Below are 13,768 nucleotides of genomic sequence, written 5' to 3'. Positions count from 1 at the left end.
CAGAATAAATTGAGTTCTTACCTACCCAATATCGAAGTAATTCCGTTAATTAAATAGATAACAATTGGGACATCCGCTGATTCTTCCTTGAACGTGCGAATGCATAAGATTATTTTGATGCGTTGGCTGCAACCAAGCCCTGTTCACGTGAAAACGTCAACATGCGCTCGACCGACTCCAATGCTTTAACACGAACCTGCTCATCCAACACGATCTCGCCGGTCTGCTTCTCCAGACACTCGGCAAGATTCTTCAGGTTGTTCATCGCCATCCACGGACAATGTGCACAGCTGACACACTGATGCTCACGATCCGCGGTCGGCGCAACGATCAAGTTCTTCTTCGGCGCCGCTTGCTTCATCTTGTAAAAGAGTCCGTAATCGGTGGCGACGATAAAGGTATCGTCCGGCATGGTGGTCACCGCATTAAGCAGTACCTTGGTCGAACCGACAACATCGGCCATGGCGACAACTTCGGCCGGTGATTCCGGATGCACCAGAACTTTGGCTTCCGGATGTTGCTTGATCAACTGCTCAAGTTCATAAGCCTTAAATTCGTCATGGACGATGCAGTGACCTTGCCAACGAAGCATCTCAATCCCGGTCTGCTTTTCGATCCAATCACCCAAATGTCGGTCCGGCGCCCAAATAATCTTTTCACCTCTTTCTTTAAGGTGACTGACGATCTGCAAGGCGTTACCTGAAGTAACCACCCAATCGGCAAGCGCTTTAACTTCCGCACTGGTATTGGCGTAAACCACCACCGTGTAATCCGGATGTTCCGCGCAGAACTCACCAAACTCCTTGGCCGGACAACCGATATCTAAAGAACAGGTCGCTTCCAGATCCGGCATCAAGACGGTTTTCTCGGGACTCATGATCTTGGCGGTTTCACCCATAAAACGGACCCCGCAAATCACCAGTTCTTTGGCATCGGACTGTGCACCGAAGTTTGCCATTTCCAGGGAATCAGCAACAATCCCTCCGGTCTCTTCCGCCAAGGCTTGAAGATCGGCATCCACATAATAATGGGCAATCAGTTGCGCATTGTGTTCTTTCAGCAAACGCTTGATCTTCTCGCGAAGTGTCTCTTTTTCAGATTCGCTCAAAGGCGGCAGGATATTGGCATTCTCTGCAAGTCGGTTGATTCGAGTCTCCAAGCCGACAGGAATGTCATAAGATTGTTCAGACATGACTGACCTCACAAATTTGATGAAGGGGCACTATGGCCCCTTTTAAAATCAAGCTTTTTCTTGACCGAATTTTCTGAAGCGCAATGCCAATTCCGCCAACTGGGCATCGTCTACCATGCCCGGTGCCTCGGTCAAAGGACAGGCCGCCGATTGCGTTTTCGGGAAGGCAATTACGTCACGGATCGAATCGATCTTACCAAGGATCATCACCAAGCGATCCAAGCCGAACGCCATACCCGCATGTGGAGGACAACCGTACTTTAAAGCATCCAACAAGAAGCCGAATTTATCCTGAGCTTCTTCGTCAGAAATACCCAATAACTTAAAGACCGCCGCCTGCATGTTAGTATCGTGGATACGCACGGAACCACCACCAACTTCAAGACCGTTGATAACCAAGTCATACGCTTTGGAAAGCATCTGATGCGGTTCGTCGTGATTCAAAATCTCTTCCGTTGTTGCTTTTGGCTGCGTAAACGGGTGATGGATTGCTGTCATACGAGCCGTTTTCTCGTCTTCTTCAAACATCGGGAAGTCGACAACCCACAATGGCTTCCACTCACCTTCCAACATACCAAGATCTTCACCGATCCTAACACGCAACGCACCTAACGCTTCGTTAACAACTTTTGCCGTATCGGCACCGAAGAATACAATATCGCCATCCTGTGCCCCAACGCGATCCATGATTTCCATCACCTGATCCGGGAAGAACTTCACAATCGGTGACTGCAAGCCGTCAATACCGGCTGACAGATCATTAACCTTAATGTAAGCCAAACCTTTCGCACCGTAGATTCCAACGAATTTGGTGTATTCATCAATCTCTTTACGAGACATAGTGGCGGCACCCGGAACTTTCAAGGCTGCGACACGACCCTTAGGATCCTTAGCCGGCCCTGCAAACACTTTAAAGTCGATATCCTGTAGTAGATCAGCCACGTCCACCAATTGCATATTGATACGCAAATCAGGACGGTCGATACCATACTTCTGGATTGCTTCGGCATACGGCATACGAGGGAATTCATAATCAAATTCAACACCGATGGTCTCTTTAAAGATGGTTTTAGTCAAACCTTCCATCAAGTTCATAACCGCATCTTCGTCCATAAAGGAGGTCTCGATATCCAACTGGGTGAATTCAGGCTGACGGTCTGCACGCAAATCCTCATCACGGAAACAGCGCGTAATCTGATAGTAACGGTCAAAACCGGACATCATCAACAACTGTTTGAACAACTGAGGAGACTGAGGCAAAGCAAAGAATTTATTTTCGTGGGTACGGCTCGGCACCAGATAATCACGCGCCCCTTCCGGAGTAGATTTAGTCAGGATTGGCGTTTCGATATCCATGAAATTGTTGTCATCAAGGTAACGGCGCATCGTACGGGTAACCTGGTAACGCAACATCAATGTCTTCTGCATCTCTTCACGACGCAAATCGATATAACGGTATTTCAAGCGGGTCTCTTCACCGACGTTCTTTTCGTCCAACTGGAACGGAATCGGCTCTGCCATACTTAACACGTCCAAATCAGTCGCAACGACTTCGATCTTACCGGTCGGCATATTCGGATTGATGGTTCCTTCCGTTCTTGGAATGACCTTACCGGTGACTTTCAATACACATTCCACACGCAGGCGTTCCGCTTTAGCAAAAATCTCAGCCGTATCCGGATTCACAACGATCTGTACCAAACCTTCACGGTCACGTAAATCGATGAAAATTACCCCACCGTGGTCACGACGGCGATGAACCCATCCGGCTACCGTGACTTGCTGATCAATTAAAGCTTCCGTTACTTGCCCACAATAATGTGTACGCATAATATTTTTTACCTTTTTACTCAAAATGACTCTAATGTCGTTAATTTACTGCTCACAACCGCCGCACAACTTATTCGTGTGCTTCGTCTGTCGATAGCTTTTTCGGCTCGATAGCTTCCGAAGGAACTCTCGAGCGGTGATATTCCTGTTTTTTCAGTTCATCCCACGGCGGCACAACCACTCCGCCGGAGATCACCATCTTAAGAGCTTCATCCACACTTAAATCAAGCTCGATAATTTCGTTTCTGGACGCCATGATAAAAAAACCGGAGGTCGGGTTCGGTGTCGTCGGCACGAACATATTCACCACCTCGTTCAATCCGGTTCGGGCCTGCGCCTCCCCCATTTGGGTGCTGGTCTGGAACGCCAAAGTCCAAAGCCCTACTCTTGGGTACTGAATCAGGTAAACCTTCTGAAAAGTCTGCTCACCCGACCCGAATACCGCTTCGGAAATCTGCTTAACCGCCGTATAGATTGACCTTACCAGCGGAATTCTCGCTAGAAGCGACTCCCACATACTGATCATCTTACTGCCCAAAAAGTTGGCCACCAACATCCCGGTCAGAATGATCATCCCTAAAGAGAGCAAAATCCCCAGTCCCGGTATATTGAAGCCAATCAACGCTTCCGGGCGATAAGCCTCCGGCAACAACAACAAGCTCCGGTCGAAGAAATTCACTAGAAAAATCAGTGCCGCAATGGTTACGCCCAACGGCAGCCAAACCAAAAGCCCCGCAATCAGATAACGCTTAAGGATTGTCATTGCCCATTTCCACCCACATTTGCCATGCCATTAATCATGAGACCAAACGCAGTATTATAAATGAATTTAAAGGAGATTTGATACCGAAAGTAATGGAAAAACCGAGACAAAAACAATAAGAACCTAGGAAAGGAATAGCCGGGCAAAACAGACAGGCCTGTTTGCTTTGCCCGGTTTCATAAAAATGCTGTATAGCAGGCGCACTCGGCGGAGCGCTTAGGAAACCGTCACGACCCGGCTGATCTGGTGTTCGTTACCCAGATTGTCAATCACTTTTAGCGTAATCAGATAGGTACCGGCGCTGGTGATCGGCAGCACAGTCGTCGCCGATTCAACCGTCAGACGATAGATCACCGCATCGGTTTCCGCACCCACGGTGGAGACTTCCCAAACGTAATGATTGACTCCGGCGGCAACCGTACTGGAAGAAGCATCCACACCGATATTGACCGGAGCGGTACCCGAAATGGTTGCACTGAAATCCGCCACTAGAGTGTTCGCGGTATCGACCGAGAACATCTTCTCAGTAGTGGCCGTCTGAGACCCCGCGTCAACAACAGTCAGCCTGACCACATAAATTCCATCCTGATTCACAGTCACAGTAGTCACAGGGCTAATGTTCGGGCCGACCGTACTCACCAAGCTTTCATTACCGTCATCCTGCTTTAGACGAATTTGCCAGGTATAACTGACGATATCGCCGGTTTCGCCTTTGGTAGACGATGTAGCATCCAAATAAACATCGAACAGATTGGCTAAATCCGTGCTGGTCGTAAAATTGAAATTCGCGCTCAGATAAGGTGTATCCGAAATCGCCGTAGGTATGGCAATCACGAACTTCTGATCCTCTGCCACCTTGGAGTTGGCATCGGTTGCCGTTAATTTCACGCGGTAAACGCCGGCGCCACTATACAAATTAAAGTCTTTTGCACCACAACCACTGACCGTTTGAAGATTAGAAAAATCGGTAGCAACCGCCGACTTATAATCAAAACTGATCGAACAGGTCACACTGGAGCCTAAAGAGCCTACCGCGCTAGCGTTGACGGTCAAAGTGCTTCGTTCATTGTAATAACCGGAACTGTTTGCCTCAGGCGTCGAACTGACCACACTGACTGCGGCTGTCGGTTCGGCAAGATTCGATGATGAATCACTGCCACCATCGGCACTGTTTGCCATGTTGCAACCCGACAAAAGCGACACACTCGCCAAACACAGCGCCGCCAACCCCATAAACACGCGATTTTCCATACATTCCTCAATCGTCTTTATTCAGTATATTTCTCTTAGAACATTGACAAAGCAACTAACATGCCGCAAAACCTCCGCCCTTTTAAATCAACCTTGAGGAGAACATTGGTCTAACGTTGGCCTTAAGGATTGTTTTACTTTAGACTATCCGCTCTATCAAACAAGCTGATCCAACTCTATGAAACGTTCACTTTTGCCGCCCAGCAGCATCTTAATCACAGGCTGCTCCACCGGAATCGGTCATCATTGCGCACTGACCTTACATAAAATGGGCTACCAAGTCATCGCCACCTGTAGAGATCCGGAAGACGTGGAACGCCTAAAACAAGCAGGCCTGACCAGTTTTCAACTCGATCTGGCCGACAGCGACTCAATCCGGTCGGGTCTGGCAAAAGCCCTGGAAGCGACCGGAGGCACAATCGACGCGCTCTTCAACAACGGCGCTTTCGGCTTGCCGGGTGCGGTGGAAGACCTCAGCCGTGACGCGATGCTCCACCAGTTTCAAACCAATGTATTTGGAACTCAGGAATTAACCAACGCCGTAGTGAAAATCATGCGCTGGCAAGGCCACGGCAAAATCCTCTACAACAGTTCGATTTTAGGATTTGCCGCCATGCAATACCGAGGCGCCTACAATGCCAGTAAATTCGCCGTAGAAGGTTTCGCCGATACCTTGCGTCTGGAAGTCAAACGGGACAACATTCAAGTCAGCCTGATCGAACCGGGTCCGATCCTGTCGGATTTCAGGAAAAACGCCTACGAACAGTTCAAGCGTTGGATTCAATTGGAAGGCAGTGCGCATCAGGCACAGTATCAATCGATGATCGACCGATTAGAGACGGTAGGACCGAGCGCGCCGTTCACCTTAGGGCCGGAAGCGGTCACCGACTGCGTGATTCACGCTTTGCAGAAACCGCAAGCCAAGATCCGTTACCGGGTCACAGTGCCGACTAAAGCGTTTGCCGTTCTGAAACGCATCCTGCCTAACCGTTGGCTCGATCGTTTATTGATCAAAGCCGGCGGCGACGGCAAGCGTTAAGAAAAAGGTTAGGAGAAACGTTTTCCGTCAGTCGGAAAACATCATGGAATAAGGTCGTGCCAGATCCTGCATGACCTTTTGAAGACTGAAGCTGCGCACCTCTTCGATAAAACGTTGACCGGTGAAGTACACCTGAAGAGTCGGCAAGGTGAAGATGCTGTTCTGGGAGCAGATGTCGGTCACCACATGGCAATCCACATACACCAGTTTCACTTTCGGATAACTCTCCCCCATCAACTCGATCAGTTTTGGCTTGATCGAATGGCACACATTACACTCCTTGCCTCCGAACAACACCAACAAAGCGTCTTCCGACTGCTTCAACTGTTCCAACTCTTCAAGCGTTTCGATATTTTGCATCACAGAATTTCCACCATTCGTCTATTCGGTTTTCTCTGGACGCAAAGCATACTGGGCAAGTGCAATTTACACAAGCCCTACTGCATCCAAGCAATATCTCCAATCAATTGACAGGTGGGACGAGTTTAGGTGGATACTGAGCCATCACCTTACCCACCACTGCATTGACCAGCTCGGTGGTTTTCGCCGGTGTTCCCTGCTCCACCAGATAAGTGTTGCTCGAACCGCGCCACAACAAGTTTCCATCCAAATCGATAATATCGATAATCAAAGTACCGTCTTCATATTCATAGATTTCCTGAGGAGTGTGGAACATCACGCCTGTGTGATGCCCCCAGAAGCCAAACCCGAAAGTTGGCGAGACCGGATCGGAACGCAGCATTTTTTTAATCACCATGTGGTAGGTGATGTAAGCGTCTGCCTTACCCGGCGCGAGAATCATCCCTTTTGACGACAAGTTCGCCGCAATCGCATTCTCGATCCGCTTGGCAATCAGTGGATTCTGTTTGGCGTACTCGCTGGCCTTGGGAATACTTTGCTGAGATTCCGGCAACCATTGAAGAATTCGGATTTTGCTGAAATCCGCATTGACGTCGTAATCCTGATTGACCGGAATGCCACTGCACCCGAACAATACCAGTGTTAAAAACAGCGTTGAAATAATCAAAAACGTTTTATGGAAAAATTTCATGGCCCTTACCTCTAAAAGTAAACTTCAGCCATTTTATTCCTTTTCAACAGGCCTGTACAAATACGCTTAATACTTAGTCATCATTTATCAACACTCATCTGTTTCTTCGCCCTCCTCCTAATTTCATGTAAGGACAGACAAAGTTAAAAATCAAAAAAATGTGATAGCATGTCTAGCATTCAACTTGTTCCCTTTAAAAGCGAGTTTTGTTATGAATCCATCTTCCGACCCGACAGGATTACTCCACGCCTTTCTTCTGGACGGCCAAGGAGGAGGACGTTTTTTGACCTGGGATGAAGTCCAGAACTGGACTCCGGAACAAGGCCGAATATGGCTGCACTTCGACTACACCGATCCATTTTCATGCGACTGGATTACAAATCATAGCGGTTTAGAACCTTTAATTACCGAAGCCCTACTGACCGAAGAGACACGTCCACGCGTAATCGGCATCCGAGACGGCCTATTGATTGCGTTCCGCGGGGTCAACAAAAACCCAGGCGCGGATCCGGAAGACATGGTCTCTCTGCGCATCTGGGCCGACAACGAACGCATCATCAGCAGCCGAAAACGTAAACTGCTTTCAATCGGCGACATGCTTGAACAACTGCAAAAAGGGAATGGACCGGCCGATTCCGCCGAATTCATCGTTAGTCTGGCAGACCGCCTGGTCTGGCGCATGAGTGACACCGTCGACCTGTTCGAAGACCGCGTCGACGAACTTGAGGACATCGCTCTGTCGGAAGAGCGTTCTACCCTGCGTTTCGAGCTGGCCAATCTGCGTAGACAGACCATCACGTTACGCCGCCACCTCTCGCCTCAACGTGAAGCCTTCGCCCGTTTATTGGTCGAAAAAATAAGTTGGTTCGACGACACCAACCGCATGCGTATGCGTGAAGTCAGCGACCGACTGATTCGACACATTGAAGACATCGATGCCGTTCGTGAACGCGCCGGCGTTACCCATGAAGAGTTATTGAGCCGAATGTCCGAACAACTCAACGAGCGGATGTATGTCCTGTCGATTGTGGCGGCCATCTTCCTGCCGCTTGGTTTTTTCACCGGCCTGCTGGGAGTCAATGTCGGCGGAATCCCCGGAGCGGAAAACCCCTGGGCGTTCCTGATTTTCAGCTTGATATTGATCGCCATAGTTGTCGTGCAAATAGCCGTGTTCAAATGGAAAAAATGGCTATAATCGCAACATTGAATCCACGTGACTCAACAAACGGTCGACTTTTCAAAAAGTCGTCTTTCCCACCTCTTTAATGTAGAAACAAACATGCTTGGTGACGACTTTATCGATTTACTTAAGGCGCTGATCCGCCAACCCAGCGTCGTGGGTGCAGAACACTCTTTTTTCAGGGTCTTGCAACGTGAATTAGAAGAACGCGGTGCCAAGGTCACATGGTACGAAGGACTTCTGGTCGCCCAAGGCAATAAACCATTCAGCACCATGTTCTCGGCACACATCGACCGTCACGGCTTGGTCTGTACCGGACCGAACGAATTCCAATATGCTGCGTTCATTGCCGCTAACCGAACCGACCTGCTTGACAGCGCCGTATCCGAAGAACTGATGTCTAAAATTACCGAACGCTTTCAGTCTGTCCCCGTGTTCGCCTACGAGCCCTGGTCGGGAAGTTACCGCGGTAAAGGCTTCATCAACAACTCTTACATCTGCGAATTCCGCAACAACCTGATTTTTGAAATTGACGGACTCGACAGTGTCGTCGCCGGAACGCCTGTCGCCTTTGAAGACAAACTCAGAATCAAGGACAACCGTTTGGAAGGACAATTGGATAATGTGCTGACCGCTGCGGCAATCGTCTATTTGTTCAGCCAAGGCTTTCAAGGCACGGCATTTTTCACCGCACAGGAAGAAGCGGGTAAAAGCTGGCGCTACCTTTTAGAGTGGTTCCGCCGTTTCGGAGGCTCGACCAACCGACTGTTCGTGGTGGATACCAGTCCGTTCCCGAACATTGAAGCGGCCGATAACCAGCTTGTCGTGCTGAGGGAAAGAGACGCCAACGCTTCCTTCAACCCGCAAGCCACAAAACTGATCGAGGATTTGTGCAAACGCCACGATTTGAGTTTTCTATACAAAGACCGTTACGTGGAAGAAGAAAACGCCAAACTGATCGCCCAAGGAAAAATGCCGCATTCGCTCGGAAGTACCGAAATGGGTCGCATCATCGCTGCTTCGAACGGTCTGGTAGACGGAACGACGATCCAGATTCCCACCACCGGCTATCACACCATGGCGGAATCGGCATCCATTGAATCGGTTGAGGCGTTCATGAAGGTCCTGAGCGCGTTAGCAAGTGAATTTGACTGATTTGTTTTCAATCGGTTATTTTAACTTCCGTAAGGAATATTCGAGTGAACCTAAGGCAAGCGTAAACCTTTGGTCCGCTCCATTAAACAGGTAAAAGCCATGTCACACTTCACCCAAGAAATGCTTGAAGAACATCTTAGTGCAGAACACTACAGCCATCGTATGGGTTGGCTAAGAGCCGCAGTACTGGGAGCCAATGACGGTATCATCTCCGTCGTCAGTCTATTGGTCGGTGTCATCGCATCAGGGGCTAGCAAAGATGACATCTTACTGGTCGGCGTTGCCGCTCTCGTGGCTGGTGCCTTGTCGATGGCCGCCGGGGAATACGTTTCGGTCAGCTCCCAGGCCGATACCGAAGCCGCCGATCTGGAACTGGAAAGAATCGCGCTGGAAGAAGACTGGGACACCGAACACGCCGAATTAGCCAGAATCTACATGGAGCGCGGTGTCAGTGAAGAAACGGCACACAAGGTGGCACTGGAACTGATGGAACACGACGCCTTGGGCGCCCATGCTCATGACGAACTCGGTTTGACCGAAGTGCACACGGCCCGTCCTTTGCAGGCCGCTTTCGCTTCGGCCGCTTCATTTATCTCCGGTGCCGCAGTTCCGGTTCTTCTGGTCGCATTACTACCGATGGAAAACCTAGGGTATATCGTCGCCGGAAGCTCACTGGTTCTTCTTGCTGTTTTAGGTGCACTCGCCGCTAAAACAGGTGGCGCCAACATGTTCAAAGGTGCATTGCGCATGTCTATTTGGGGCTGTTTGGCTATGGCATTGACCACTTATGTAGGCCTCGCATTTGGAGCTGTAGGCTAAGCCGTACTCTAAAACAATCGCTAACAGAACCCACCGCAAAATGAACAGGCCTGTTCATTTTGCAACTCACCTTCTTTCACTTTCCATCCCACTTTTCATTGACTGAAAATTCCCACAAAAATCGAATTGACGTACCCCTACTATTTATATAGGATATTTTCTAATCACGTAAGTAAAACACAGATTTAACAAGATTAATTTTGTTGGTCGGAGAAATATGAGTGAAGCAACTTAAACGATTTCAAATATCCATCCGACTGACGGTACTTACAGTTTTCATTCTTGCCACCGCATTCACCGCCTTAATTGCCATCGGTCTTCAATATTATTTCAGCCAATCGATGGCCACTGAAAACGCTCTATCCAAATACCAGCTCACCGCATCCAACACCCGAGACCATCTCACCGCCATCGACGACAAAGCCATCCAGGCAACCAGACTATTATCAAAATACCCTAACCTTATCGAACACAACTGGATCAATCCGAACGCCCCGGAACTGTTTACTGAGATGATGAAGAACAACCCCCTGTTCTACGCAATTTATATCGGGTTCGATAACGGTAACTTTTATGAGCTGGTGAACTTAAACACCAATCACGCGGTCAGGCACCAGCTAAAAGCCTCCCTTTCCGATCGTTGGGTAATCATCACGGTCTCGGGCAAAGGAACGGAACGGTTCCGCCGGTTTGAATATTACGACGAACACTTTAACCTAAGGGTCTCACGCCAGGAACAGAGCGATTATGACCCGAGAAAACGGCTTTGGTTCACCAATGCGAAAACAGGCCATGTCTATAAAACCAAGCCCTATCTGTTCCAACACCTTCAAGCACCCGGACAAACCTATGCCACTGTCGTACCCTCTACTAACGCCGTGTTGGCGGTCGACATCGCTCTGTCTTCCATCTCAGATTACCTTTACCAACACCCCCTTAGCAACGACAGCGAAATCTATCTTTATCAAAAAAGCGGCGATCTTATTGCCACTAATCAGATCGATGACACGCAAAACAGCTTGCCTTCCGTACCTCCGCTTAAATTGAACGATCAACAGAAGGCCTACATCCAACAGCTCGGACGGATTCGCATTTCAAACGAAATAGATTGGCCACCGATCGATTATTCAATTGCCGGAGAACCAAAAGGCTACGCCGTCGATCTGATAAAAGTCATCGCCCAAATGACAGGAATGAAAATTGAGTTCGTAAATGGCTATAAATGGACGGAATTAGTGGATCAATTCAAAAACGATGAGTTGGAGATCCTGCAACCCTTGTTCCGCACTCCCGAAAACGAGCAGAACGGTCTGATGAGTCAAGCAATTCTCAAACTTCCGTACTCCGTCATCACTCGCCCTCGTCGACCCAAAATTGAATATCTAAGTGACTTGATTGGTAAATCCGTCGCCATCCCCAAAGGGTGGTCTATCATCCCGATCATCCGTCATAAGTTCCCCCTAATCAACATTGTAGAAGTAGAGTCCACCAGGCAGGCGATTCAAGCCGTCCAACAAGGGAAAGTCTATGCGACCTTGGATAGCGGCGTTATTTTGCACCACACGGCTAATCAATACTTCGTCAAGAACATCCAATTCCATGACAATATCAATACTTCGGCCGTGGACCTGCCCGACGAATTGCATGTAATGGTCAAGAAAGGAAACGAAGAACTCGTTCAAATCATCAATCTTGCGCTCAAAAATATCGGTACTAAACCAATACAGCAGCTGCAGGCGAAATGGTTGGATGGTTCTTTCAAAACCTCTACCGTCAAAGCTAAATCCACGGTTCCTTATCCACAACTGATCGAACTGCTCAAGCACCCTGAATCACAAAATAAGCTGCAAAAAACAATCATCAACGGAAAAAAACATTTCGTGTTCATCACGGATCTGTCGTCTAACCAAGACGGACAGGAATATTTTGCAGTCGTGGTTCCCAGTAAAAAAGTGCTTGCCGAAAGCCTCAATAAAGTGAAAATCTCGATTCTGATCACCGCAATCTGTCTGCTATTGCTATTACCGATTTCCTGGCTGTTCGCCTCACCGATCGTAGCGCCGATTCGCAAATTATCGGACGAAAACGAAAAAATCAAGCATCGTCGCTTCGACGACGTCGAACTCATCCCAAGCCACATTATAGAAATCAACGACCTCTCAAACTCGATGGTCGAAATGTCCCTAGCTATGAAACAACATGAATTCGAGCTGAAGGAACTGATGGACTCGTTCGTCCGTCTGATCGCCCAGGCCATTGATGACAAGTCTCCTTATACAGCAGGCCACTGTGCAAGAGTTCCCGAACTGGCCATCATGATTGCCAAGGCCGCTTCGGATTCCAACAACAAGCCGTTTGATGAATTCGCTTTCAACTCCGAAGAGGAATTAAGAGAGTTTAGCATCGCAGCGTGGCTGCACGATTGCGGAAAAATCACAACGCCCGAACACATTGTCGACAAAGGCACCAAACTCGAAACGATCTACAACCGAATCCACGAAATTCGTATGCGCTTCGAAGTACTATGGCGGGATGCCGAAATCCATTATTGGCAACAGTTGGCAGAATCCCCGGAAAAAGAGGGACAATTAAAAGACGAACTGAACCAAAAGCATGCTCGTCTTGTTCAAGACTTTAAATTCGTCGCCCGCTGCAATGTGGGACAGGAGTATATGGAAGAAGCCGACGCTTCTAGACTTAAACAACTGGCTAAAACGACATGGCAACGCCACTTTGACGATCGCATTGGTCTGTCTCCGGTTGAAGAGGATCGCATTAACGAACCACCTAAAACCTTGCCGGTCGATGAACCCCTGCTCAGCGATAGACCCGAACACATCATCCCGCGTACTCGAAATGGTCACTACGATCCGAAACTTCATATCAAAATGGAGATTCCGGAACATCAGTACAATTTAGGCGAACTCTACAATCTATCCATTTCCAGAGGCACGCTCACGGCAGAAGACCGGTTTAAAATCAACGAACACATCATCAGTACCATCAAAATGCTGGAAAACCTGCCTTTCCCATCCGAACTCGCCCGCGTACCGAAATACGCCTCCAGCCATCATGAAACACTGGATGGAACAGGGTATCCAAGAAAGCTAAAAGCATATGACCTATCCATACCGGAACGGATTCTTGCTGTAGCGGACATCTTTGAGGCTCTGACCGCCGCAGACAGACCTTATAAAAAAGCCAAACCGGTCAGCGTGGCCATCGACATCCTTTACCATATGACGCTGGAGCACCACATCGACTACGACATCTTTAAACTGTTCCTGACCAGCGGTGTATATCTGGAATACGCCAAACGTCACCTGACGCCGGAACAGATCGACGAGATCGACATAAAACGCTACCTTTTCAATTCGCCATCCTAAAAATCAACAGGCCTCGGTTCCGATTCAGCCCGATATGCCTAAAAATTTGCAAAACCACCCGGTTAAATGTTTAACTTAACAGAGTGGTTTCCAACCTAAAAT

Annotated in this window: 11 protein-coding genes; 5 read left to right on the top strand and 6 right to left on the bottom strand. The window is 48.6% G+C overall.

Going from position 1 to position 13,768, the window contains the following annotated elements; translation table 11 throughout:
- Positions 1 to 109: 109 nt before the first annotated feature.
- The 4 genes from nadA to QCB45_RS00265 form a co-directional block, all read right to left on the bottom strand.
- The gene (gene nadA / locus QCB45_RS00280; protein ID WP_279418508.1) at positions 110 to 1,192 is read right to left on the bottom strand and encodes a quinolinate synthase NadA; all 1,083 of its coding nucleotides are present in this window, start codon (positions 1,190 to 1,192) and stop codon (positions 110 to 112) included.
- A gap of 48 nt (positions 1,193 to 1,240) precedes the next feature.
- Positions 1,241 to 3,022, bottom strand: coding sequence for an aspartate--tRNA ligase (gene aspS / locus QCB45_RS00275; protein ID WP_279418506.1), 1,782 nt, complete (start codon positions 3,020 to 3,022; stop codon positions 1,241 to 1,243).
- Positions 3,023 to 3,092: 70 nt separating this feature from the next.
- Complete coding sequence (locus QCB45_RS00270) at positions 3,093 to 3,785, bottom strand: DUF502 domain-containing protein (RefSeq protein WP_279418504.1); 693 nt, start codon at positions 3,783 to 3,785, stop codon at positions 3,093 to 3,095.
- Between the two features lie 216 nt (positions 3,786 to 4,001).
- On the bottom strand, positions 4,002 to 5,036 hold the full coding sequence (locus QCB45_RS00265; RefSeq protein WP_279418502.1) for a hypothetical protein: 1,035 nt from the start codon (positions 5,034 to 5,036) through the stop codon (positions 4,002 to 4,004).
- 178 nt (positions 5,037 to 5,214) lie between these two features.
- Between QCB45_RS00265 and QCB45_RS00260 the strand changes: the two genes are divergently transcribed.
- Entirely contained in the window at positions 5,215 to 6,075 is an 861-nt protein-coding gene (locus QCB45_RS00260; protein WP_279418494.1) for an SDR family NAD(P)-dependent oxidoreductase, read from the top strand.
- A gap of 27 nt (positions 6,076 to 6,102) precedes the next feature.
- Here QCB45_RS00260 and QCB45_RS00255 read toward each other — a convergent pair whose 3' ends face one another.
- Together QCB45_RS00255 and QCB45_RS00250 are read right to left on the bottom strand one after the other, a co-directional pair.
- Positions 6,103 to 6,435, bottom strand: coding sequence for a thioredoxin family protein (locus tag QCB45_RS00255; RefSeq protein ID WP_279418487.1), 333 nt, complete (start codon positions 6,433 to 6,435; stop codon positions 6,103 to 6,105).
- Between the two features lie 103 nt (positions 6,436 to 6,538).
- The gene (locus QCB45_RS00250) at positions 6,539 to 7,126 is read right to left on the bottom strand and encodes a DUF4136 domain-containing protein (RefSeq protein ID WP_279418485.1); all 588 of its coding nucleotides are present in this window, start codon (positions 7,124 to 7,126) and stop codon (positions 6,539 to 6,541) included.
- 211 nt (positions 7,127 to 7,337) lie between these two features.
- On the opposite strand from QCB45_RS00250, the gene zntB reads away from it, so the two are divergent.
- The 4 genes from zntB to QCB45_RS00230 all read left to right on the top strand — a co-directional run bounded on the left by zntB (position 7,338) and on the right by QCB45_RS00230 (position 13,666).
- A complete protein-coding gene (zntB, locus tag QCB45_RS00245; RefSeq protein ID WP_279418484.1) occupies positions 7,338 to 8,321 on the top strand; it encodes a zinc transporter ZntB in 984 nt (327 codons plus the stop codon).
- An 18-nt stretch (positions 8,322 to 8,339) separates the two neighbouring features.
- Positions 8,340 to 9,461 (top strand): peptidase M42, encoded by a 1,122-nt coding sequence (locus tag QCB45_RS00240; protein ID WP_279418482.1) that lies wholly within the window; start codon positions 8,340 to 8,342, stop codon positions 9,459 to 9,461.
- Between the two features lie 99 nt (positions 9,462 to 9,560).
- Positions 9,561 to 10,280: a VIT family protein gene (locus QCB45_RS00235; RefSeq protein ID WP_279418479.1), complete on the top strand. Its 720-nt coding sequence runs from the start codon at positions 9,561 to 9,563 to the stop codon at positions 10,278 to 10,280.
- A 221-nt stretch (positions 10,281 to 10,501) separates the two neighbouring features.
- Positions 10,502 to 13,666, top strand: coding sequence for an HD domain-containing phosphohydrolase (locus QCB45_RS00230; RefSeq protein WP_279418477.1), 3,165 nt, complete (start codon positions 10,502 to 10,504; stop codon positions 13,664 to 13,666).
- Positions 13,667 to 13,768 lie beyond the last annotated feature (102 nt).

Origin of the sequence: Thiomicrorhabdus sp. ZW0627 (genome assembly GCF_029767005.1) — a bacterium.
Taxonomy (GTDB): domain Bacteria; phylum Pseudomonadota; class Gammaproteobacteria; order Thiomicrospirales; family Thiomicrospiraceae; genus Thiomicrorhabdus.
The sequence above is the reverse complement of the archived record's forward strand: the minus strand, read 5'-3'. Positions and strand labels throughout refer to the sequence as shown.

Coding starts and splice junctions, on each gene's coding strand:
- aspS (WP_279418506.1), bottom strand. CDS start 3,022: ATGCGTACACATTATTGTGGGCAAGTAACGGAAGCTTTAATTGATCAG.
- QCB45_RS00260 (WP_279418494.1), top strand. CDS start 5,215: ATGAAACGTTCACTTTTGCCGCCCAGCAGCATCTTAATCACAGGCTGC.
- QCB45_RS00250 (WP_279418485.1), bottom strand. CDS start 7,126: ATGAAATTTTTCCATAAAACGTTTTTGATTATTTCAACGCTGTTTTTA.
- zntB (WP_279418484.1), top strand. CDS start 7,338: ATGAATCCATCTTCCGACCCGACAGGATTACTCCACGCCTTTCTTCTG.
- QCB45_RS00270 (WP_279418504.1), bottom strand. CDS start 3,785: ATGACAATCCTTAAGCGTTATCTGATTGCGGGGCTTTTGGTTTGGCTG.
- nadA (WP_279418508.1), bottom strand. CDS start 1,192: ATGTCTGAACAATCTTATGACATTCCTGTCGGCTTGGAGACTCGAATC.
- QCB45_RS00255 (WP_279418487.1), bottom strand. CDS start 6,435: ATGCAAAATATCGAAACGCTTGAAGAGTTGGAACAGTTGAAGCAGTCG.
- QCB45_RS00235 (WP_279418479.1), top strand. CDS start 9,561: ATGTCACACTTCACCCAAGAAATGCTTGAAGAACATCTTAGTGCAGAA.
- QCB45_RS00265 (WP_279418502.1), bottom strand. CDS start 5,036: ATGGAAAATCGCGTGTTTATGGGGTTGGCGGCGCTGTGTTTGGCGAGT.